Genomic DNA, 20,179 nt, shown 5'->3' with positions numbered 1-20,179 from the left:
TTTGTGATGCAAGGAGATGACGTTGGTTCCCATCGCGTTGACAATAGCAGGCTCTGACTCCGGTGGCGGGGCCGGTATTCAGGCCGATCTGAAAACCTTTTCCGCGCTGGGGGTTTACGGTGCCAGCGTCATCACCGCCCTGACCGCGCAGAACACGCGCACCGTGAGCCTGATCGAGGCTGCAAGCCCGGCGATGATCGTGGCGCAAATGGCCGCCGTGTTTGACGATCTGGATGTGCGCGCCATCAAACTGGGCATGCTGGGCGGGGCGAAAGCGATTGCGACCGTTGCCGGGGGCCTCGCGGGTCGCGCAACGCCGCTGGTGCTCGATCCGGTCATGGTCGCAAAATCCGGTGACAGGTTGTTGCCGCAAGAGGCGCTGGCGGCGATGCGCAATCTGGTCCTGCCCCTTGCCACAGTGCTGACGCCGAACCTGCCCGAAGCCGCCGATCTGCTGGGCTGTGCCCCGGCCAGTTCAGAGCCAGAGATGGCCCGGCAGGGCCAGGCGCTGCGCGCGCTGGGGCCGCAGGCGGTGCTGATGAAGGGCGGGCATGGCACGGGGGAAACCTGTGTCGACCTGCTGATCACCGCTGACGGCATCCTCCGGCTGACCGCTCCCCGCCTTGCGACCCGCAACACCCATGGCACCGGCTGCACCCTGTCGGCCGCGATTGCGGCCGGACTGGCGCAGGGCAGGGCATTGTCAGATGCCGTGACCCGGGCGCACCGCTATCTGCAAGGCGCGATTGCCGCTGCCGAGAGCTTGGGCGTGGGCGCGGGCCATGGGCCGGTGCATCATTTTCATGCGGTCTGGTCCGATGGCTGATGTCACTGTCATCGGCGCGGGCGTTGCGGGGCTATGGGCGGCCTATGCGCTGTGTCAGGCCGGTCTGACCCCGCAACTGATCGACCGCAGCGGGGCGCCCGGTCCGCATGGGTGTTCGTGGTGGGCAGGCGGCATGCTGGCCCCCCTGTGCGAAGGCGCGGTGGCAGAGCCGGTGATCACCCGCCACGGCGCGCAGGCCGCGCAGCATTGGGCCGGGGTGACACGGGTGACGCAGCGCGGCACGCTGGTGGTGGCGATGCAGCGCGACAAGGCAGAGCTTATGCGCTTTGCCCGCCGGACCACGGGGCACCGGGCAGTGATGGATATGGCAGAGCTGGAACCGGATCTGGGCAGTGCAGGGCAGGGGCTGTTTTTTGAAGCCGAAGCGCATCTGGACCCGCGCGCAGCACTGGCGGATCTGGTGGCCGCACTGGCGGCACACGGAGTCCGCATCACTCAAGCCGAGGCTGCGCCCGAAACCATCGCGGGCCCGGTCATTGATGCACGCGGACTGGCGGCGGCACTGCCCGGATTGCGCGGCGTGCGCGGCGAGATGCTGGTGCTGCGCGCGCCCGAAATCCGTCTGTCGCGCCCGGTCCGGCTGCTGCATCCGCGCCACCCGCTGTACGTCGTGCCGCGCGCAGATGGCGTGTACATGCTTGGGGCCACCCAGATTGAAAGCGCCGACAGGCGCGGGGTATCGGCGCGGTCTGTGCTGGAACTGCTCAGCGCGGCCTATGCGCTGGACCCGCGCTTTGCCGATGCCGAAGTGCTGGAAACAGGTGCCGATCTGCGGCCGGCCTTTGCCGACAACGTGCCGCGTGTGGTGGTCCGGGGGCGCGTGCTGCACCTGAACGGGCTGTTCCGGCACGGCTATCTGATGGCCCCTGCACTGGCGATACAGGCGGTCCGTTTCCTGAACACGGGCACAAAGGGGGATCTGGTGCATGAAGATTGACGTGAATGGCGCGCCACAAGAGGTGCACAGCGCGACCCTGTCCGCGGTGCTGGCAGAGCTGGGCTGGGGTGAAGCACGGGTCGCGACCGCGCTGAACGGGGCGTTTGTGCCCAAAGCCGCGCGCGACACCACACCCGTCACCGCAGGCGACCGGCTGGAAGTGCTGGCCCCGATGCAGGGAGGTTGAAGGATGCGCGATTTTTACGGGGTCACGCTTGACACACCCCTGATGCTGGGCACGGCGCAGTACCCGTCTCCGGCCATACTGGAGGCGGCGTTTCGCAGCTCGCGCGCCTCGGTGGCCACGGTGTCGTTGCGGCGCGAGGGCGGGCAAGGGCAGGCGTTCTGGCAGATCATCCGGGGTTTTGGCGTGCATGTGCTGCCCAACACCGCAGGCTGCTACAGCGCCCAGGAGGCGATCACCACCGCCAGAATGGCGCGTGAGCTGTTCGAGACCAACTGGATCAAGCTGGAAGTCATCGGCCATGCCGACACCTTGCAGCCAGACCCGTTCGGCCTGCTGCAAGCCACGGAAACGCTGGCCGCTGACGGGTTCGAAGTGTTCCCCTATACCACCGAAGATCAGGTGCTGGCGGGGCGGCTGCTGGACGCCGGGGCGCGGGTGCTGATGCCCTGGGGTGCCCCCATCGGCTCGGGGCTGGGGCTGAACAACCGCTATGGACTGAAAATGCTGCGCGCGGCGTTTCCTGATGTGCCGATGGTGATTGATGCAGGCCTTGGCCTGCCAAGCCATGCGGCAGACGCAATGGAGCTGGGGTTTGACGCGGTGCTGCTGAACACCGCCGTGGCGATGGCGGGCGATCCGGTGGCAATGGCCCGCGCCTTTGCACTGGCGGTACAGGCGGGCGCGCTGGCGCATGCCGCCGATCCGATGGACCCGCGCGAGATGGCGGTGCCCTCCACCCCGGTTCTGGGAAAGGCATGGCTATGACACTGCCGCGTTTCTATCCGATTTTCGACTCCATCGACTGGCTGGAACGGGCGCTGCCGCTTGGCATCCGGCTGGTGCAGTTGCGGATCAAGGACCGTGCGCCCGATGATCTGCGCACGCAAATCCGGGCCGGTGTGGCACTGGCACGGGCGCATGGGGCGATGCTGGTCATCAATGACCACTGGCAGCTGGCCGTTGAGGAAGGCGCAGACTGGCTGCATCTGGGACAGGAAGATCTGGACAGCGCCGACCTGCCCGCCATCCGCCGGGCAGGGCTGCGGCTGGGCATCTCGACCCATGACCATGCCGAGCTGGACCGTGCGCTGACGCTGGTGCCGGACTACATCGCATTGGGCCCGGTTTACCCAACGATCCTGAAGCAGATGAAATGGCATCAGCAGGGGCTGGACCGGGTGACCGAATGGAAACGGCTGGTGGGTGACACGCCACTGTGCGCCATCGGTGGCATGTCGGTGGACCGGGCGGCGGGGGCGTTCGCCGCGGGGGCGGATATGGTCTCGGCGGTGACCGACATCACGCTGAACCCGGACCCGGAGCGCCGGATGCGTGACTGGCTGAGGGTGTGCCAATGACCCGCTATGCGCGTCAGACGGTGCTGCCGCAGATCGGTACGGCGGGGCAGACCCGGCTGGAGCATGCGCATGTGCTGGTGGTCGGGGCCGGGGGGCTGGGGGTGCCGGTGTTGCAGTATCTGGCCGGGGCCGGGGTCGGGCAGATCACGCTGGTCGATGGCGATGGGGTGGCGGAACACAACCTGCACCGCCAGCCGCTGTACCGGATGGACCAGATCGGCCAGCCCAAAGCGCGCGCTGCCGCCCACGCTTTGGCTGCACTGAACCCAGAGGTGCAGGTCACCCCGCTGACAGCGTTTCTGGACCCCGCCAACGCGCCGCCTCTGGTCTCGGCGGCGGATGTTGTGCTGGATTGTGCAGATAGCTTTGCCGCCAGCCTGACGCTTTCGGATGCCTGCCGCGACAGCGGCACGCCGCTGATCACAGCCTCGGCGCTGGCACTGTCGGGGTATGTGGCGGGGTGCTGCGGCCCCGCGCCCAGCCTGCGCGCGATCTTTCCCGACCTGCCCGAGCGTGGCGCGACCTGTGCGACCGCAGGGGTGATGGGCCCGGTGGTGGGGGCCGTCGGCGCGCTGCAGGCGCAGATGGCGCTGTCGGTGCTGCTGGGGCTCGACCCGTCGCCGCTGGGTCGGCTGGTCAGTCTGGATGCGATGGGCTGGCGGATGGGCGGATTTCGCTTTGACAGCGCAGACGAGCCTGAAAATCCGCTGCCGTTTATCGGGCGCAGCCAGATCCGCGCCACGGATCTGCTGATCGACCTGCGGGCCGAGGCGGCTCCGTTCAGCCCGCAGGCCCGCCATATTCCGCCCGAGGCGATGCCCGCGATGACCCCGCCAGCAGGCCGCCGTGTGGTGCTGGCCTGTGCGACCGGGCTGCGCGCGCATAACGCCGGGCAAAAGCTGCAGATCCGCTGGCCGGGCGAGATTGCCCTGCTTGCCGTTCATGACTGAAAGGACAATCCATGCGACCCCTTATTGCCGCGCTTGCGGTCACCGTCTCGCTCGCTGTGCCAGCCGCAGCACAGGACCGGATCAGCCTGATGCTGGACTGGTTCGTGAATCCCGATCACGGGCCCATCATTCTGGCGCAGGAGCTGGGATATTTCGCCGAAGCCGGTCTGGAAGTAGAGATCGTTACCCCGTCAGACCCGAATGACCCGCCGCGCATGGCGGCGGCGGGGCGCGTTGATCTGGCGGTCACCTATCAGCCCCAGCTGCATCTGAGCCGCCACAATGACCTGCCGCTGCGCCGGGTCGGCACGCTGATTGCGACGCCGCTGACCTGTCTGGTGGTGCTGGCCGATGGTCCGGTGCAGGCAATCACGGATCTGCGCGGCGGCAAGGTGGGCTTTGCCGTCGCCGGGGTGCAGGAGGGCATTCTGAACGCGATGCTGGCGCATCACGGCATGGTGCCTGCGGATGTGGAACAGATCAACATCGGCTTTTCGATCTCGCCCGCGCTGATGTCTGGACAGGTGGATGCGGTGATCGGGGCCTACCGCAATTTTGAGCTGCACCAGTTGCAGATCGAAGGGATGGAGGGCCGTTGCTTTTATCCCGAACAGGAAGGCGTGCCAGCCTATGACGAGCTGATCTATGTCGCCAATCCCGACACGATGGACAGTGCTGTGGTTGCGCGGTTTCTGGAGGCGACCGAACGGGCGACCGGGTTCATCCTGAACCAGCCGGAAAGGGCGTGGGAGTTGTTTGCGGCCACCGCCCCCGAACTGCAGACCGAGCTGAACCGGCGCGCCTGGGCCGATACCTGGCCGCGCTTTGCCAGCCGGCCCGCCGCGATGGATGCCGGGCGCTACCGGCGGTTCGAGGCGTTTCTGGCCGCGCAAGGGGCAACGCCGGGCGGGCTGCCGGTCGCAGAGCTGGCAATCGACGTCTCCGCGTCAGGCACGCCATGACCGGCCCCGGTTATGGCCGCGCCTTTGCCCTGTGGCGCAACGAAGCGCCGCAGTGGCAAAGCTACACCCACCACGCTTTTGTCGAAGGCTTGCGCCGGGGCGACCTGCCGCGCGCGACCTTCCTGCATTACCTGCGGCAGGACTATGTGTTTCTGATCCACTTCGCGCGGGCATGGGCGCTGGCGGCGGCGAAGGCTGACACGCTGGCCGAGATGCAGGCAGCCTCGGCCACGGTTCATGCGCTGGTCCATGTCGAGATGCCGCTGCATGTGCAGATCTGTGCGCAAGCCGGGATTGATGCAGCAGAGCTGGAGGCAACCGAAGAAGCGCCCGCCAATCTGGCCTATACCCGCTATGTGCTGGAGGCGGGGTATTCGGGGGATTTCCTCGACCTGATGGCGGCGCTTGCGCCCTGTGTTCTGGGTTACGGCGAAATCGGGGCGCGGCTGGCGGGCAGCGGCGGGGCCTATGCCGGTTGGATCGAGACGTATGGCGGGGCGGAATATCAGGCGCTGTGCCATGACGTCGGCACTCTGATCGACGGCGCGCTTTTGCAGCGGTTGGGGCCGGATTGGGCCGGTCTGCCCCGCTTTGCCCGGTTGACGCAGCGCTTTGCGACCGCAACCCGGCTGGAGGTCGGGTTCTGGCAGATGGGGCTGGAGGGCGCATGACCGCTGTGCACCTGCAGGGCGAGGTGTGGATGGGGTCTGCCCCGCTGATCCGCAATCTGTCGCTGCACTTTCCTGCGGGCCGGTGGTCCTGTCTGCTGGGGCCGTCGGGGGTGGGCAAATCAACCGTAGCCCGGCTGATCGCGGGCTTGCCCGGCCCCTATCGGATGAACGGGGTCGTGGCGGCAGAGGACAGTCTGCCGTTGCACGGGCGGGTGGCGATGCTGGCACAGCTGGCCCAGTTGCTGCCTTGGGCAGATCTGGTGCAGAATGTCACCATCGGCGCACGGTTGCGCGGGGCGCGGCCGGATGTGGCGCGCGCCCTTGCCTTGCTGGAAAACGTCGGGCTGGCCGGGGTGGAACGCCGCCGCCCCGACGCGCTGTCGGGTGGGCAGCGCCAGCGTGTCGCGCTGGCCCGCGTGCTGATCGAGGATTGCCCGGTTGTGGTGCTGGATGAACCGTTTTCGGCGCTGGATACGGTCACGCGGCTGGCGATGCAGGATCTGGCGGCGCGGCTGCTGCGGGGGCGCACGGTGATCCTGATCACCCATGACCCGCTGGAAGCAATCCGCCTGTCGGATGTGGCCTGGCTGCTGGACCCGGACGGGACAGAGGCGCTGACCCTGCCCGCAGCCCCCACCCCGCGCGATTTTAGCGCGCCGGAAACCCTTGCTGCGCAAGCCCGGTTGCTGGCGCTGCTTCATGCCCGGACTTTGTCACCTGACCCAAAGGATCTTTGCGATGCGCCCCACTGATCACCTGAAATCGCTGTGTGCAGCGGATTGGACCGCCGCTACCCGCCATGCCTTTACCGATGCGCTGGCGCAGGGCACGCTGCCCGCCGCACAAATGCTGGGCTATCTGCGGCAGGACTATCTGTTTGTCGAAGATTTCACCCGACTGCTGGGCGCGATGATTGCTCATGCGCCAAGTTTGGCCGATGCGGTGCCGGCGGGCCAGTTCATGGGGCTGATCTGCGGGCCCGAGAACACCTATTTCCAGCGCGCCATCGCGGCACTGGGTGGCGACCCCGCCCATCCTGCGCCGCCGCATCCGGTGACAACCGGGTTTCAGACCCTGATGCGTGAGGCGGCGCGGTCAGGGCGCTATGAGCAGATGCTGGCGGTGCTGGTGGTGGCAGAGTGGAGCTATCTGGACTGGGCCAGCCCGCACGCCGCAAAGGCCCCCACTCTGCCATTCTGGTTCGGCGACTGGATCGACCTGCATGCCGGGCCGGGGTTTGAGGGGTTTGTCGCCTATCTGCGGGCACAGCTGGATACAGTCTGGCCAAAGCTGACCGCCGCACAACAGCGCGCCGTGGAAGAGCGGTTCATCGAAGCCGCGCGGTTGGAGCGCGGCTTTTTCGATGCTGCCCTCGCCGGGTTCGAAAGCAGGTGAAACGGGTCTGCGCAGCCTTGGCCGCAGCGGCGTTGGCGATTGCGCTTTGGCAGGCGCTGGTCGTGCTGACGGGGCTGCCGCCGTTCATCCTGCCCGGACCCGGGCGGGTGGCGGCAAGCCTGTGGGCCAATGCGCCCTTGTTGACAGAGCACGCGCGGTTTACGGCGGTCAACCTGCTGAGCGGGCTTGCAGCGGGGGTATTGCTTGGGGTGGTGACGGCGCTGCATCTTGCGCTGTCGCTAGGGGCCCGGCTGCTGCTGCGCCCGATGCTGATCTTTGCGCAGGCGGTGCCGGTGTTTGCGCTGGCCCCGGTGCTGACGCTCTGGCTGGGCTATGGCGCGGCGTCCAAGGTGGTGATCGTCATGCTGGTGATTTACTTTCCCGTAACCTCCGCCTTCTTTGACGGGCTGATGCGGCTGCCGCCGCCGCTGGCGGATCTGGCGCAGCTGATGTGGGCCACGCCGCTGCGGCGGCTGTTCCTGCTGCAGGTGCCGAATGCGCTGCCTGCCTTGGGGACAGGACTGCGGCTTGCGGTGGTCTATGCACCCTTTGCCGTTATCATCGGCGAATGGGTGGGGTCGTCGCGGGGGCTTGGCTATCTGATGCTGATGGCGAATGGCAGGGGGCAGACCGACCTTATGTTTGCGGCTTTGCTGGTGCTTGCTGCACAAAGCCTTGTGCTGTTTGCAATGCTTGAGGCTTGCTGGCCGCGCAGAGACTGAACGGCCCGGATCAAGCCAGATCGGAAAACCTGCTGCGCCCGACGGCCATTTGCGCTATGATAAAGAAAAACGGCGAGCAGGATACACAGATGACCCGAACCCGAACCGCCTTGCACCTTGCCGGTGCGGGGGTCGCGCTGGCGCTGCTGGCAGGCTGCGGCGCGCGGCATTCCGAGCTCGAATGCATGGAGCGGGCAATGTATTTCGAATCCAACAGATCAAGCTACGATGGCATGGTCGCGGTGGGCAGTGTGGTGATGAACCGCGTGGAATCCGGCCAGTATCCGCGCAGCGTGTGCGGTGTGGTCGGCCAGCGCAACCAGTTTGCGCCGGGGGTTATGTCGCAGCGGATGAACACGCGGACGGCACCCATGCTGCGTCAGGCAGCGCAGTCGGTGCTGCGCGGACAACGCCATCCGATGATTGGTGACGCGCAGTTTTTCCATACGGCAAGCTATCGCGCGTCATACAACAACATGCATTATGTGCTGACCACCGGGGGCAATGCCTTTTACGAACGGCGCAACCCGGCTCTGGTCACCCAACCAGTGCCATTGCCGCCGGTTGAGGGCATACTCCGGCAATGAAGGCGGCGGGCCGGAACTCGGCCCCGCCCCTGCATAGGCACCTCAGGTGGCGATCAACACTTCGATGCCGCGGGCTTCAAACTCCTTGGCATCCCGGTCCGAGATGCCATCATCGGTGATGAAGGAATGGATCACCTCCAGCGCGCCAAGACGGGTGAACGAGCTTTTGTTGATCTTGGTCGAATCCGCCACCAGAAATACATGCGATGCAGCGCGGATCATGGCTTCCTTCAATTGCAGATCCGCAAAGCTTGGGTAGGTCAGCCCTGCATCGAGCCCCACCCCTGCGGTTGCCAGAAACAGCTTGCCGGCAAAGATGTTGCGGAAGTAGTCCACTGACTTGTCGCCCGACAGTGACAGGGTGGGCGCTTTGAACTGACCGCCGGGCATATGCACCTGAAACCCGGGCACGGCCCCCAATGTGATGGCGATGTTGAGCGCATTGGTAATGACCGTCAGGTTCTTGCGGTTGACCAGCCGCAGCGCCACCTCGGTCGTGGTGGTGCCGGCGTCGAGGATCAGGGTTTCCCCATCGGTAACCAGACTTGCCGCCAAAGCCCCGATGCGGCGCTTTTTGTCCATGTTTTCCTGATGGTGCAGCACAAGGCTTTGCACCTGTACCGGCATGGAATTCAGAAAGGCCCCACCATGTTCGCGGGTGACGTGCCCTTCCTGATCCAGCTTTTCCAGATCCTGCCGGATCGTCGCCTCTGACACCTGAAAAGCGGCGGCCAGATCGCGGACGCGGGCGGCCCCTTCCTCCTGAATCCATTCAAGGATGCGACGGCGGCGAGGTTCAGACAGCAGCCCGACCATCGAGTCGTCGCGCGCGATGGCAGGCTTTTGCTGCACGTGGGTCAGGCTCCTACACAGGAAAACAAGTCGTTGGGTCAGATCGGCTTTCTACGCCATTGCGACCCGTTGGCAAAGGGGCGTCACGTGGCGCGACTGGCTGCCGCCTCTTGCTGAAGCGCCACACGGGCCTGCAGCTTGCTTTGCGCCTGATCAATCACCACGGCGGCAATGATGACAAGCCCCTTGATCACCGTTTGCCAAAAGGAAGAAACCCCCATCATGATCAGCCCGTCTGACAGGATGCCGATGACAAAGGCACCGACAATGGTGCCACCAATCCGCCCGCGCCCGCCCGCCATCGACGTGCCGCCCAGAACGGCGGCGGCGATGGCATTCAGCTCGAAGGTCTCACCCGTGGCCGGATGCGCGGCCTGCAACTGGCTGGCGATGATGATGCCGACCAAAGCGGCACAAAACCCCGAGAAGACGTAGACGAAGATCTTGACCTGATTGACCTTGACCCCAGACAGGGCGGCCCCGCGTTCATTGCCGCCGACGGCATAGATGTGACGGCCCAACGGTGTGCGGTTGGCAAGATAGGCGGCCATCAGCGCAACACCGATCAGCAGCCAGACCATGAAAGGCAAGCCAAAAATCGTTCCCGATCCGATCAGGGGAAAGCTGTCGGACCCGTATTCCGCATTGCCTTGCAGGTTCGGAAACGTCCGCCCGCCGGATGACAGCAGCGCAGCACCGCGCGCCACATACAGCGTGCCCAAAGTTGCAATAAAGGGTGCGACGTTCAGCCGGGTGATCAGCAATCCGTTGATCAGGCCCACGAACATGCCGACAATTACCGTCAGCACTGCGACTTCAAGACTGTTGAACTGGATTGAATAGCCGATCCCCAGCATACCCAGATCAATCCCGTTCAGAATCAGCCATCCCGCCACCATGCCGCACAGCCCGACAATGGAGCCGACAGACAGGTCGATGCCGCCGGTGATGATCACAAAGGTCATGCCAATGGCCAGAAAGGCATTCAGCGAAACGTGCTTTGAGATGATGACCGCATTGGCAAGGCTGAGGAAATTCGGGGCCATCACCGCGAAATAGGTAAACACCAGAATCAGCGCGACAAAAGTGCGGGCGCGCAAAAGGAACAACAGGGCCGACGTGCCGGGGCTGATGGTGGAGGCAGAGACGGTGGCGGCGCTCATGCGGCGGGCTCCTTCTGGGGGGGCTGGGCAGGGATGGTGTTCGGGGCGGTTGCGGCAATGACCCGCGCGGCATCGGTGCCCGCCGGAAATTCGCCGGTGATCCGGCCATTGGCCATGACGATGATCCGGTCGGACAGGGCCAGAACCTCATCCAGATCTGATGTGACAAACAGGATGCCCAACCCCTGCCCCGCCAGTTTGCGCATCAGGCGGAACACCTCGGCCTTGGCCCCAATGTCGATCCCGCGTGACGGTTCATCCATCAGCAGAATCTTCGGGTTGGTCATCAGCGCCTTGCCGATCACCACCTTTTGCTGGTTGCCGCCCGACAGGCTGGACACCGGGTTTTCCGGGCTGGCGATCTTGATGGTCAGATCCTTGATAAACTGCCGGGCAGTTTCCGCCTCGGCCTTCAGGTCCAGATGAAAGAACCGGGCAAAGCGCTGCAGCGCCGACAGGGTGATGTTTTCGCGGATCGCCATGATCTGCACCAACCCGTCACGCTTGCGGTCTTCGGGGATCAGCGCGATGCCGCGTCTGATGCGGCCGGTCACATCCTTTTCGGTCAGCGCTTTGCCTTCGACAAAGAACCGGCCCCCGGAATGCGGGTGCTGGGCCATGATGCATTCGACAAATTCAGTGCGACCCGCCCCCATCAGGCCATACAGCCCGACGATTTCCCCGGCGCGGATCGACAGCGACAGATGGTCGACCGCATAGCCGCCGCCCTTGCGGGGAAGGGTGATGTTTTCGGCACGAAAAATTTCCGCTCCGAACGCCGAGTCTTCGGTGCGGCCAAACTCCTTTGAACTGCCGCCGATCATCGCCTGCACGATCCACGGGATATCCACGCCCGCCATCGCCCGCGCGCCGGTGATCTCACCGTCGCGCAGCACGGTGATATAATCGCCGACGCGGATCAGCTCTTCGAGCCGGTGGCTGATATAGACGATGCCGACGCCCTGCGTCTTCAGATCATCAATGATGCGGAACAACACTTCACATTCGGCAGCAGACAGGGCCGAGGTCGGTTCATCAAGGATCAGGATTTTCGCATCTTGTGCCAAGGCCTTGGCAATCTCGACAATCTGCTGCTGGCCGATGCGCAGGTTGCCCAGCGGGGTGTCGGGGTCGATCGGCTGTTCCAGCCGTTGCATCAGCGCGGTGGTTTCGCGGCGCTGATGGTTGCGGTCAATGTCGATGCCCGCACGGGTGGGTTCGCGGCCGATGAAGATGTTTTCGGCCACCGTCAGGTTGGGAAACAGGTTCAGCTCCTGAAACACGATGCCGATGCCCGCCGCCACCGCCTCGGCTTTTGAGCGGAACCGCACTGGCTGGCCATTCAGAAAAACCTCGCCCCCGGTCAGATCTTCGACCCCGGCGATCACCTTCATCAGGGTGGATTTGCCCGCGCCGTTTTCACCCACCAGCACATTGACGGCACCCATGCGCAGGTCGAAATCCACGTCTTTGAGGGCGCGGGTGCCGGGGTAAACCTTAACGCCGCCGCGAATGGTCAGGCCAACAGGATGGGCCTCGGTCATGGCATCACCTCGACCGAGATCGGCGTCACCAGCCAGGCTTCGGTCGGGGATTTCAGGGCGAGAACGCCGGTAAAGGCAACAGTCTTGCCGGTCGGGTCACCGTCAGGCACGGTCAGTCGCGCAACTGCGGCGTCGTTCAGGGCGCGACCCAGTTTGGCAAACTCGATCTGGTCGCGGAAGCTGGAGAAATCGTAGAACGGGGAAAAGTCGCGCAAGGCACTGCCTTTGACCACCGGACCCAGTTGCAGGGTCAGGTCTGCGGTGCCGTTCCCATCGGTATCCACTTCCAGCACCCGCGCGCGGGTGTCGAGTTTTGCCGCCGTCACCCTGCCCTCTCCGCTGACGGCAAAGTTCCATGCCGCTCCGGCCCCCGACCCGGCCTTGCCATGCGCCGTGCCCGCCGCCGCGAGCCCGTCTGCCATGGCAGTACGCAAGGCCGCAGGCGTCAGGGCGCGTTCGGTGATTGCGGGGATCAGCTTTGGCTCCCATGTCCCGGCCATCAGCGCGCCGATGCGGGCATCGTCGCCGCTGGCATCGGCTGCGGGGGCCTTGTCGGCATCACCGCCGGTCTTGACGATCTTGCAGGCGGACAGCGAAAGCGCCGCCAGCAGGCAGGCTGCGGTAAGGGCAATCTGTTTCATGAGGTTCCGTCACTGTGAAAGCTCCGGCGCACGCAACATGGCGCGCGCCGGGATCGGTCCTCACTCGGCCAGAGCAAAGGTTTCCAGTTGTGCGGCATTCTCTGCCGTGATCAGCACGCAATCCATCAGCTGCTTTTCATCCAGCCCGGTCGTGCCGGTCTTCAGAAACTGATCGGCCTGTTCAACAGCCATCTGCGCCTGGGCAAAGGCTGGCTGCAGCACGGTGGCCTTGATGCCGCCCTTGGCGATGCTGTCGCGCACATCGTTGGACCCGTCAAAGCCGACCACGATCACATCGGTCCGGCCCGCAGCTTCCAGCGCGGCCCAGGCACCCATCGCCATGGTGTCATTGCCCGAGATTACGCCCTTGATGCCGGGATTGGCCTGCAGCATCGATTCCATCACAGTATAGGCTTCGGTCTGCGACCAGTTGGCGGTCTGCTGTGCAACCATGGTCATGTCCGGATACTGGTCGATCACATCGTGATAGCCTTGGCTGCGGATGCCGGCGTTGGTGTCGGATTCCCGGCCCAGCAGTTCAGCATATTCGCCACCCTCACCCATCAGGCGCACGAATTCCTCGGCCCCCAGCTGTGCGCCTTGGTAGTTGTTCGACACGATCTGGCTGACGGCCACACCAGTCGCCGTGATCTCACGGTCGATCAGGAAAGACGGAATGCCCGCATCCTTGGCCTTTTGCACAGCAGCGACCGAGGCATCTGCACCCGCGTTGTCAAGGATGATCGCTTTGACGCCCGCGGCGATGGCGCTGTCAAACAGCTGGCTTTGCTTGTTCGCATCATCATCATGCACAAGGACCATGGCCTCATAGCCCAGCTCTGCCGCCTTGGCGGCGGCACCGTCGGCTTCGGCTTTGAAGAACGGGTTGTCATGGCTGGGCGTGATGATCGCAATGGTGCCTTCGGCTGCGGCAAAGGATGGCAGCGCCCCGGCAAAGGCAAGCGCGACAGTCGACACCAGAAGGCGGCGTTTCAGGTTCATTGGTATTCCTCCCTTGAGCCCCCGGAACTGGGGGCGACTCCTCCGTCGCATTTCTACGACTCATTTGCGTTTACCGTCAAGTGTTTTCGTTTAGAGCGTAGTAATTTCACTTACCGAGCAGTTTGGGCGGCGGTTATTCTGCAGATGCAGCAGGCAATGCTGCATCTGCAGAAGGAAAATCAGCAGGTTGCGATTCGAAAGGCAGCTTTCCGTCTTAACCGACCGCATAGCTTTCGCTTGCATCAAGAGGACGACTCGGACTAAAAACACATCAATCGAAAGTAAACGAAACTTTCGCGCGGTGGCATGAGGGGTGCGCCGCTATCCGGAGGAGCGACATGACACTTACCATCCGCCGCAAGGTCAGCCTTGGCGTGGTCATCGGCAGCCGGGCGTTCTTCAGCCCTGCCCCGTGCAAGGCCGCGCGTGATGAGGTTCTGGCCCAGCTGGAGCGCCTTGGCGTAAACGCGGTCATCCTGCCGTTTGAGGCCACGGCGAATGGCGCCGTGCAGTCGATTGCAGATGCCCAGATTTATGCCGAGCATTTCAAGAAGCACCGCGACGCCATTGACGGTCTGGTGATCTGCCTGCCGAACTTCGGCGACGAGATTGCAGTGGCAGAACTGGTCAACCGCGCCAGGCTGAACGTGCCGATCCTGCTGCAGGCCTCGAATGACGAAGTGGATAAGGTCTCGGTCGCGGAACGCCGCGATGCCTTTTGCGGCAAACTGTCGGTGTCGAACAACTTCTGGCAATACGGCATCCCCTTCACCGAAACCACCAACCACACCTGTGACACCTGGGGCGAGGAATTCGGCCACGACCTTGACCGTTTTGCCCGGGTCTGCCGCACGGTGCGTGGCTTGACGAACGCCCGCATAGGTGCCATCGGCGCGCGGACAGGGGCGTTCCAGACCATGCGCTATTCGGAAAAGCTGCTGCAGGCCTCTGGGTTGACGGTGGTGACCGTTGATCTGTCCGAGATGATGCAAAGTGCGGGCGCGATTGCCGACACCGACCCGGCGATGATCGAAAAGATGGAGCGGATCAAAGCCTACGGCACGATCCCCGCCCATATCCAGCCTGAACAGATTATCCGGCAGGCCAAGTGGACCCTCGCTGTCAACCGATGGATCGAGGAAAACGAATGCGACGCCAGCGCCATCCAGTGCTGGCGGTCGTTGCAGGACAATTTCGGCTGCGCCACCTGTGTGACCATGAGCATGATGGGCGAAGAACTGATGCCATCGGCCTGTGAAGTCGACGTGATCGGCGCGGTGTCGATGTATGCGCTGGCCTTGGCGTCCGGCGCGCCCCCGGCGCTGCTGGACTGGAACAACAATTACGGCCATGAGCCCGATCTGTGCGTCTGCACCCATTGCGGCAACTACCCGAAATCCTTCATCGGCGACACGCCCGAGATCAGCGAGCTGGATGTGCTGGGTGCCACCATCGGCAAGTCGAAATGCTTTGGCGCGGTCAAGGGCAAGGTCAGGCCCGGCCCGATGACCTATTTCCGTCTGTCGACCGATGACCGTCTGGGCATGATGAAATGCTATCTGGGTGAGGGCGAATTCACCGATCACCCCTTCCCCATGGATGGCGGCATCGCAGTGACCCGGGTGCCTGATCTGCGCCGTCTGCTGCGCTTTGTCAGCCAGAACGGGTTTGAACATCACGTCGCCATGGTGCGCGGCAATCATGCCGACGTGGTGAATGAGGCCGTCACCCGCTATCTGCGCTGGCCGATCTATCACCACGGTGCCGAACCCGAGCCGCAGCTTTTCCATCCGAACCGCTTCTAAGGCAGCAAGACACATGACCCTGGCAAATGACCCGACCGATCTGATCCGCGAAAAAGCGCTGTGGATGCGCCGCCGTGCGTTCCGGATGGTGTATGAAGCACGGCTCGGCCATCCCGGCGGCGACTTTTCCGCCATCGACATCATGGCCACACTGTACTTCGGGATTCTGCGCTATGATGCGACACGCCCCGAGTGGGCCGCGCGAGATCGGTTCATCATGTCAAAGGGCCATGCGACCGGGGCGCTTTACACCGTGCTTTGCGCTGCCGGATACTTCCCCGAAGACTGGCTGCCGACCTATATGCAGCCAAGGTCCATGCTGAACGGCCACCCGAACCGCAATTATCTGCCGGGGGTTGAGACCAACACCGGGCCGCTGGGGCATGGCTTTCCGGTGGCTTTGGGCATCGCGATTGCCGGGCAGATGTCAGGGCTCGAGTTCCGCACCTTTGTGCTGACCGGGGATGGCGAACAGCAGGAAGGCTCGAACTGGGAGGCGGCGCTGAATGCCGGGCACCGCAAGCTGGAAAACCTGACGCTGATCATCGACCGCAACCGCCTGCAACAGGGGGCGGGAACGGAAGACACCATCGGGCTGGACCCGCTGGACGACAAGTATCGCGCCTTTGGCTGGCATGTCGAAATGGTCGATGGCCATGATGTGGCCGCCCTGCACCGCTTGCTGTCAGCCCCGCCCAAGGGCCGGGGCAAGCCGCTGTGCGTGATCGCCAATACGGTGAAGGGCAAGGGTGTGACTTTCATGGAAAACAAGGCAAACTGGCACCATGGCGTGCCCAATGCCGCACAATTCGCCCAAGCGATGGAGGAACTGGTCTGATGGCTGCGCCGACACAAACCGCCGCCGGACTGTCCGATTGCCGCAACGCCTGGGCAAAAACACTTGCAGATCTGGCGCGCACAGATGACCGTATCGTCGCTGTGGTCAACGATTCCGTCGGGTCCTCCAAGCTGGATGCCTTTGCCGCCGAGTTTCCCGACCGGCTGATCAATGTGGGCATTGCCGAACAGGTGATGGTGGGCGTCAGCGCCGGGCTGGCCAATGGCGGCAAAGTTCCGTTCGTGTCGGCTGCATCGTGCTTTCTGACGGGCCGCGCGCTGGAACAGGTGAAGGCAGACATCGCCTATGCCAATTTCAACGTGAAACTGGTCGGCCAATCCTCGGGTGTTGCTTATGGCGAGCTGGGGGCGACGCACCATTCAATCGAGGATTTCGCCTGGTTGCGCCCCCTGACCAACCTGATCGTGATCGCCCCCGCCGACGCCTGGGAAACCGCCGAGGCAGTGAAATGGGCCGCCACCCACGATGGGCCGGTCTATCTGCGCCTGTCGCGCATGCCGGTGCCGGATCTGGTGGTCGAAAACCGAGTCTTCCGCCCGGGCAAGGCAGAACTGCTGCAGCAGGGTCACAATGTCACACTGATAGGCTCGGGCACCACCAGCCATATCGCCCTTGCGGCGGCGCGGGTGCTGGGGGCACAGGGTGTGTCCGCCCGCGTGCTGAACATGTCTACGATCAATCCGCTGGACGACGCGGCGGTGCTGGCGGCGGCGGAAGAAACGCGCGCTATTGTCACGGTCGAGGAAGCATCTGTGCGGGGTGGTCTGGGCGGCGCGGTGGCGGAACTGATCACCGCCAACCGCCCGGTTCCGTTAGAGCGTGTGGGCTTTCCCGGCTTTGTCGTCACCGGATCGGCGGACTGGCTGTTTGCCGAATACGGGCTGACAGCCGCCAACATCGCCGCCCGCGCCATCGCCGCGCTGGAGCGCGCAAAACGGTGAGCGATCTTGTCCTTGCCATTGATCAGGGCACGACCAACACCAAGGCGGTTCTGGTCGATGCGGCGGGCGTGATCCACGCCCGCGCCACGTCCGCGCTGACCACCGATTATCCGCAACCCGGCTGGGCCGAACAGTCTGCCGATGCGATCTGGCAGTCGGTAAAGACGGTCATTGCGGCACTGGTCCCGCAAGGCGCAGGCCGCATCGCGGCGCTTGCCATCGCCAACCAGCGCGAAACGCTGGTGCTGTGGGATGCCCGCAGCGGACGGCCAGTCGCGCCCGCGATTCTGTGGCAGTGCCGCCGCTCGGCTGCGGCCTGCGCGGACCTGCTGACAGCGGGCCATGATGCCCGCGTGGTCGGGCTGACCGGCCTGGGCATCAACCCGCTGTTTCCGGCCTCAAAATTTGGCTGGTCGATGGACCATGTTCCGGGTGTCGCTGACCTGGCGCGCGCGGGGCAACTGCGCGCGGGGACGGTGGATGCCTGGCTGCTGTGGAACCTGACAGCGGGTGCCAGCTTTGCCACCGACGCCTCAAACGCCTCGCGCACGCAGTTGTTTGACACCCAACGGCTGGAGTGGAGTGCCGGGCTGTGCGCCCTGTTCGGTGCGCCCATCGGGGCACTGCCGAAGGTCATGGCCTCGGATGCCGACTTTGGCCTGACAGCAGACACAACCGCCCTGCCCGCAGGTATCCCGATCCGCGCGATGATGGGCGACAGCCATGCGGCGCTTTACGGCCATGGCGTGCGCACGCCCGGGGCGGTCAAGGCGACCTTCGGCACCGGGTCATCCTTGATGACCCTGACACCCGCACGGGTCGCCTCGGGCCACGGGCTGTCGGGCACGATTGCCTGGCGCGACCGCACAGGCATTGCCTATGCGCTTGAAGGAAATATCACGGTGTCGGCGCAGGCCGCGGCATTCATGGCGGGCTTGCTGGGGCTTGGGGGTGCCACGGCCCTGTCCGATCTGGCGCAAACCGTGCCAGACTCCGGCGGCGTGGCCTTTGTGCCCGCGCTCGCGGGCCTTGGTGCCCCACATTGGGATGACCGTGCGACCGGGCTTGTCACCGGAATGACCCACGCCACCCTGCCAGCCCATCTGGCCCGCGCCACGCTGGAGGCGATTGCCCATCAGATTGCCGATGTCTTCGCCGCAATGGAGGCAGATACCGGCCATCCGCTGGCCGATCTGCGCGCCGATGGGGGGGCGACGGGCAACGCATTTCTGATGCAGATGCAGGCCGATCTGCTGGGCCGGCCGGTCCTGCGCGCCGAAGTGGAAGAGGTGGGTGCCCTTGGCGTCGCCGCTATGGCCTTTGCAGCGATTGGCATGGGATCTTGCGTGCAGCAAGAACGGGTGACCGTTTTTGCGCCCGATCTCTCCGCCGCCTCACGCGATGCTGCGCGCCAGTCATGGGCAGGCGCCGTTGCACGGGCGCGCAGCTAGCGCGGGCCTGAAACAGTTTCCTTTAATCAGGCCTGAACGGGTTGCAGTTTACTTTTCGCCAGCGCGCAGCCATTCGGCAAGCCGGTGCAGTGTGGATTGCTGCAGCAGCCGCTGCGCCTCATCCCGTGTGAGTCCGGCGTCTTCAATCCAATGGTCATCCGGCTTTTGCACGATATCGCGCAGCGCGCGGCGTTCGGCGGCATCGCGGTGCAGAAAGGCGCACAAGGCAGTCATCCGGCGGGGCAATTCCCCCAGTCGGCGCAGAATTTGCATAGCCATGATCCCGGCCCCACAAGGTTGAACAAGGCCCATTTGAGGTTGATTTATCCATCAGACAATCGAATAGTCGTTATGACAGACATGAAGATTTCTGATGATGGGCCAGCATGATCAACCCGCCGAGCAGTGAATTGCTGCGCGCCTTCCTGACCGTCGCCACCAGCCGCAATCTGACCCGCGCGGCCGATCTGCTTGGCCGGACGCAATCCGCCGTCAGCATGCAGATAAAGCGTCTTGAATCCGACCTGGACACCACCTTGTTCGACCGTGGGCCACGTGGCGTGCGTCTGACGGCACGCGGAGAGCAGCTTCTTCCCTTTGCCCGGCGCATCACCGGGCTGCTTGACGAGGCCACGGCCGCGATGACCAAGGGCGCTGGACGGGCCGGTGCGGATCGGCATCCCCGAGGAGTACAGCCAGTCGGTGTTGCCGCAGGTTCTGGCAGCGTTTTCAGAACGGCATCCGGCGGTCGAGGTGACGATCAAATGCGGCTATTCTGCCCAGCAGATCGCAGCACTTGACCGCAATGAGCTGGACCTTGCGGTGGTGTTCGACTGGCATCAGGAAACAACCGGCGAGGTTTTGTGCATTGATCCGACGGTCTGGGTGACATCCGGGCTGCACAATCTGCACCTGCGCAACCCGGTTCCGATTGCGGTTTACGATCCGTCGATCTGGTGCACCGAATTCGCAATCCGGTCGCTGGAGCAGCATGGGATACGCTACCGGGTGGCGTTTTCATGCGAAACCAGCAGCGGCCTGAAGATGGCCGTCTCGTCAGGTCTTGCGATCGCGGCCCTGTCCCGCAGCAACATCCCCCCGGAGTGCCGGGCGCTGACCGAAGCGGATGGTTTTCCGCTGGTCGATTCCTCCCGCGTGGTTCTGCGTCGCCGGGCTCTGCGGTCAAGCGAAGCCATAGATGAACTCGTTGACATGATCCGCACGGGTTTCATGCCGCTCAGGCACAGATCAGCAGACCTGTGACGTGGGCCAAGGGCAACTGGCCGCCTCGCCAAAGCTGCACAG

At 64.2% G+C, this 20,179-nt stretch carries 23 protein-coding genes and 1 pseudogene; 18 read left to right on the top strand and 6 right to left on the bottom strand.

Annotated features, from left to right (window positions below; translation table 11 throughout):
* Positions 1 to 16: 16 nt before the first annotated feature.
* The 12 genes from thiD to Q7J44_RS07590 all read left to right on the top strand — a co-directional run bounded on the left by thiD (position 17) and on the right by Q7J44_RS07590 (position 8,616).
* Positions 17 to 826 (top strand): bifunctional hydroxymethylpyrimidine kinase/phosphomethylpyrimidine kinase, encoded by an 810-nt coding sequence (thiD, locus tag Q7J44_RS07645; RefSeq protein WP_304878612.1) that lies wholly within the window; start codon positions 17 to 19, stop codon positions 824 to 826.
* Positions 819 to 1,784, top strand: a complete 966-nt coding sequence (locus Q7J44_RS07640) for an FAD-dependent oxidoreductase (protein ID WP_304878611.1) — start codon at positions 819 to 821, stop codon at positions 1,782 to 1,784. The genes thiD and Q7J44_RS07640 overlap by 8 nt, the downstream gene beginning before the upstream one ends.
* Positions 1,774 to 1,971: a sulfur carrier protein ThiS gene (gene thiS, locus Q7J44_RS07635; protein WP_304878609.1), complete on the top strand. Its 198-nt coding sequence runs from the start codon at positions 1,774 to 1,776 to the stop codon at positions 1,969 to 1,971. The genes Q7J44_RS07640 and thiS overlap by 11 nt, the downstream gene beginning before the upstream one ends.
* 3 nt (positions 1,972 to 1,974) lie before the next feature.
* Entirely contained in the window at positions 1,975 to 2,736 is a 762-nt protein-coding gene (locus Q7J44_RS07630) for a thiazole synthase (RefSeq protein ID WP_304878608.1), read from the top strand.
* The gene (locus Q7J44_RS07625) at positions 2,733 to 3,329 is read left to right on the top strand and encodes a thiamine phosphate synthase (RefSeq protein ID WP_304878606.1); all 597 of its coding nucleotides are present in this window, start codon (positions 2,733 to 2,735) and stop codon (positions 3,327 to 3,329) included. Before Q7J44_RS07630 ends, Q7J44_RS07625 begins: the two co-directional genes overlap by 4 nt.
* The gene (locus Q7J44_RS07620) at positions 3,326 to 4,279 is read left to right on the top strand and encodes a HesA/MoeB/ThiF family protein (RefSeq protein WP_304878604.1); all 954 of its coding nucleotides are present in this window, start codon (positions 3,326 to 3,328) and stop codon (positions 4,277 to 4,279) included. The genes Q7J44_RS07625 and Q7J44_RS07620 overlap by 4 nt, the downstream gene beginning before the upstream one ends.
* An 11-nt stretch (positions 4,280 to 4,290) precedes the next feature.
* Positions 4,291 to 5,241 (top strand): ABC transporter substrate-binding protein, encoded by a 951-nt coding sequence (locus tag Q7J44_RS07615; protein ID WP_304878602.1) that lies wholly within the window; start codon positions 4,291 to 4,293, stop codon positions 5,239 to 5,241.
* Entirely contained in the window at positions 5,238 to 5,912 is a 675-nt protein-coding gene (gene tenA, locus Q7J44_RS07610; RefSeq protein WP_304878600.1) for a thiaminase II, read from the top strand. Before Q7J44_RS07615 ends, tenA begins: the two co-directional genes overlap by 4 nt.
* Positions 5,909 to 6,664 (top strand): ABC transporter ATP-binding protein, encoded by a 756-nt coding sequence (locus tag Q7J44_RS07605; RefSeq protein ID WP_304878598.1) that lies wholly within the window; start codon positions 5,909 to 5,911, stop codon positions 6,662 to 6,664. Before tenA ends, Q7J44_RS07605 begins: the two co-directional genes overlap by 4 nt.
* Positions 6,651 to 7,307: a TenA family protein gene (locus Q7J44_RS07600; protein ID WP_304878596.1), complete on the top strand. Its 657-nt coding sequence runs from the start codon at positions 6,651 to 6,653 to the stop codon at positions 7,305 to 7,307. The genes Q7J44_RS07605 and Q7J44_RS07600 overlap by 14 nt, the downstream gene beginning before the upstream one ends.
* Positions 7,304 to 8,029 (top strand): ABC transporter permease, encoded by a 726-nt coding sequence (locus Q7J44_RS07595; protein WP_304878594.1) that lies wholly within the window; start codon positions 7,304 to 7,306, stop codon positions 8,027 to 8,029. The genes Q7J44_RS07600 and Q7J44_RS07595 overlap by 4 nt, the downstream gene beginning before the upstream one ends.
* Before the next feature lie 89 nt (positions 8,030 to 8,118).
* Positions 8,119 to 8,616, top strand: coding sequence for a cell wall hydrolase (locus Q7J44_RS07590; RefSeq protein ID WP_304878592.1), 498 nt, complete (start codon positions 8,119 to 8,121; stop codon positions 8,614 to 8,616).
* A gap of 42 nt (positions 8,617 to 8,658) precedes the next feature.
* On the opposite strand, the gene Q7J44_RS07585 is transcribed toward Q7J44_RS07590, so the two are convergent.
* The 5 genes from Q7J44_RS07585 to Q7J44_RS07565 form a co-directional block, all read right to left on the bottom strand.
* Complete coding sequence (locus tag Q7J44_RS07585; RefSeq protein ID WP_304878590.1) at positions 8,659 to 9,468, bottom strand: DeoR/GlpR family DNA-binding transcription regulator; 810 nt, start codon at positions 9,466 to 9,468, stop codon at positions 8,659 to 8,661.
* An 83-nt stretch (positions 9,469 to 9,551) separates the two neighbouring features.
* On the bottom strand, positions 9,552 to 10,631 hold the full coding sequence (locus Q7J44_RS07580) for an ABC transporter permease (protein WP_304878588.1): 1,080 nt from the start codon (positions 10,629 to 10,631) through the stop codon (positions 9,552 to 9,554).
* The gene (locus tag Q7J44_RS07575; protein WP_304878586.1) at positions 10,628 to 12,175 is read right to left on the bottom strand and encodes a sugar ABC transporter ATP-binding protein; all 1,548 of its coding nucleotides are present in this window, start codon (positions 12,173 to 12,175) and stop codon (positions 10,628 to 10,630) included. The genes Q7J44_RS07580 and Q7J44_RS07575 overlap by 4 nt, the downstream gene beginning before the upstream one ends.
* Complete coding sequence (locus tag Q7J44_RS07570) at positions 12,172 to 12,816, bottom strand: DUF2291 family protein (protein WP_304878584.1); 645 nt, start codon at positions 12,814 to 12,816, stop codon at positions 12,172 to 12,174. The genes Q7J44_RS07575 and Q7J44_RS07570 overlap by 4 nt, the downstream gene beginning before the upstream one ends.
* Before the next feature lie 60 nt (positions 12,817 to 12,876).
* The gene (locus Q7J44_RS07565) at positions 12,877 to 13,818 is read right to left on the bottom strand and encodes a D-ribose ABC transporter substrate-binding protein (protein ID WP_304878582.1); all 942 of its coding nucleotides are present in this window, start codon (positions 13,816 to 13,818) and stop codon (positions 12,877 to 12,879) included.
* A gap of 338 nt (positions 13,819 to 14,156) precedes the next feature.
* Here Q7J44_RS07565 and Q7J44_RS07560 point away from each other — a divergent pair, with 338 nt between their 5' ends.
* The 4 genes from Q7J44_RS07560 to Q7J44_RS07545 are packed head-to-tail and all read left to right on the top strand — an operon-like array spanning position 14,157 to position 18,874.
* A complete protein-coding gene (locus tag Q7J44_RS07560; protein WP_304878580.1) occupies positions 14,157 to 15,623 on the top strand; it encodes an L-fucose/L-arabinose isomerase family protein in 1,467 nt (488 codons plus the stop codon).
* 13 nt (positions 15,624 to 15,636) lie between these two features.
* Positions 15,637 to 16,461, top strand: a complete 825-nt coding sequence (locus Q7J44_RS07555; RefSeq protein ID WP_304878578.1) for a transketolase — start codon at positions 15,637 to 15,639, stop codon at positions 16,459 to 16,461.
* On the top strand, positions 16,461 to 17,423 hold the full coding sequence (locus Q7J44_RS07550; protein ID WP_304878576.1) for a transketolase family protein: 963 nt from the start codon (positions 16,461 to 16,463) through the stop codon (positions 17,421 to 17,423). Before Q7J44_RS07555 ends, Q7J44_RS07550 begins: the two co-directional genes overlap by 1 nt.
* Positions 17,420 to 18,874: an FGGY family carbohydrate kinase gene (locus Q7J44_RS07545; RefSeq protein WP_304878574.1), complete on the top strand. Its 1,455-nt coding sequence runs from the start codon at positions 17,420 to 17,422 to the stop codon at positions 18,872 to 18,874. The genes Q7J44_RS07550 and Q7J44_RS07545 overlap by 4 nt, the downstream gene beginning before the upstream one ends.
* A 48-nt stretch (positions 18,875 to 18,922) precedes the next feature.
* Here Q7J44_RS07545 and Q7J44_RS07540 read toward each other — a convergent pair whose 3' ends face one another.
* Entirely contained in the window at positions 18,923 to 19,153 is a 231-nt protein-coding gene (locus Q7J44_RS07540; protein ID WP_304878572.1) for a hypothetical protein, read from the bottom strand.
* 107 nt (positions 19,154 to 19,260) lie between these two features.
* Here Q7J44_RS07540 and Q7J44_RS23265 point away from each other — a divergent pair.
* A pseudogene (locus Q7J44_RS23265) lies at positions 19,261 to 19,398 on the top strand (LysR family transcriptional regulator); the annotation flags it as partial.
* A gap of 142 nt (positions 19,399 to 19,540) precedes the next feature.
* Positions 19,541 to 20,137, top strand: coding sequence for a LysR substrate-binding domain-containing protein (locus tag Q7J44_RS07530; RefSeq protein ID WP_304878568.1), 597 nt, complete (start codon positions 19,541 to 19,543; stop codon positions 20,135 to 20,137).
* The last annotated feature ends 42 nt before the right edge of the window (positions 20,138 to 20,179 follow it).

Origin of the sequence: Pseudotabrizicola sp., assembly GCF_030656345.1 — a bacterium.
In the GTDB taxonomy this organism is placed as follows: Bacteria; Pseudomonadota; Alphaproteobacteria; order Rhodobacterales; family Rhodobacteraceae; genus Pseudotabrizicola.
This window is presented reverse-complemented; position numbering and strand designations above follow the sequence as displayed.

Excerpts from the sequence above, each read along its gene's own strand:
- thiD (WP_304878612.1), top strand. The coding sequence starts at position 17 with ATGACGTTGGTTCCCATCGCGTTGACAATAGCAGGCTCTGACTCCGGT.
- Q7J44_RS07640 (WP_304878611.1), top strand. The coding sequence starts at position 819 with ATGGCTGATGTCACTGTCATCGGCGCGGGCGTTGCGGGGCTATGGGCG.
- thiS (WP_304878609.1), top strand. The coding sequence starts at position 1,774 with ATGAAGATTGACGTGAATGGCGCGCCACAAGAGGTGCACAGCGCGACC.
- Q7J44_RS07630 (WP_304878608.1), top strand. The coding sequence starts at position 1,975 with ATGCGCGATTTTTACGGGGTCACGCTTGACACACCCCTGATGCTGGGC.
- Q7J44_RS07625 (WP_304878606.1), top strand. The coding sequence starts at position 2,733 with ATGACACTGCCGCGTTTCTATCCGATTTTCGACTCCATCGACTGGCTG.
- Q7J44_RS07620 (WP_304878604.1), top strand. The coding sequence starts at position 3,326 with ATGACCCGCTATGCGCGTCAGACGGTGCTGCCGCAGATCGGTACGGCG.
- Q7J44_RS07615 (WP_304878602.1), top strand. The coding sequence starts at position 4,291 with ATGCGACCCCTTATTGCCGCGCTTGCGGTCACCGTCTCGCTCGCTGTG.
- tenA (WP_304878600.1), top strand. The coding sequence starts at position 5,238 with ATGACCGGCCCCGGTTATGGCCGCGCCTTTGCCCTGTGGCGCAACGAA.
- Q7J44_RS07605 (WP_304878598.1), top strand. The coding sequence starts at position 5,909 with ATGACCGCTGTGCACCTGCAGGGCGAGGTGTGGATGGGGTCTGCCCCG.
- Q7J44_RS07600 (WP_304878596.1), top strand. The coding sequence starts at position 6,651 with ATGCGCCCCACTGATCACCTGAAATCGCTGTGTGCAGCGGATTGGACC.
- Q7J44_RS07590 (WP_304878592.1), top strand. The coding sequence starts at position 8,119 with ATGACCCGAACCCGAACCGCCTTGCACCTTGCCGGTGCGGGGGTCGCG.
- Q7J44_RS07580 (WP_304878588.1), bottom strand. The coding sequence starts at position 10,631 with ATGAGCGCCGCCACCGTCTCTGCCTCCACCATCAGCCCCGGCACGTCG.
- Q7J44_RS07575 (WP_304878586.1), bottom strand. The coding sequence starts at position 12,175 with ATGACCGAGGCCCATCCTGTTGGCCTGACCATTCGCGGCGGCGTTAAG.
- Q7J44_RS07570 (WP_304878584.1), bottom strand. The coding sequence starts at position 12,816 with ATGAAACAGATTGCCCTTACCGCAGCCTGCCTGCTGGCGGCGCTTTCG.
- Q7J44_RS07565 (WP_304878582.1), bottom strand. The coding sequence starts at position 13,818 with ATGAACCTGAAACGCCGCCTTCTGGTGTCGACTGTCGCGCTTGCCTTT.
- Q7J44_RS07560 (WP_304878580.1), top strand. The coding sequence starts at position 14,157 with ATGACACTTACCATCCGCCGCAAGGTCAGCCTTGGCGTGGTCATCGGC.
- Q7J44_RS07555 (WP_304878578.1), top strand. The coding sequence starts at position 15,637 with ATGACCCTGGCAAATGACCCGACCGATCTGATCCGCGAAAAAGCGCTG.
- Q7J44_RS07550 (WP_304878576.1), top strand. The coding sequence starts at position 16,461 with ATGGCTGCGCCGACACAAACCGCCGCCGGACTGTCCGATTGCCGCAAC.
- Q7J44_RS07540 (WP_304878572.1), bottom strand. The coding sequence starts at position 19,153 with ATGGCTATGCAAATTCTGCGCCGACTGGGGGAATTGCCCCGCCGGATG.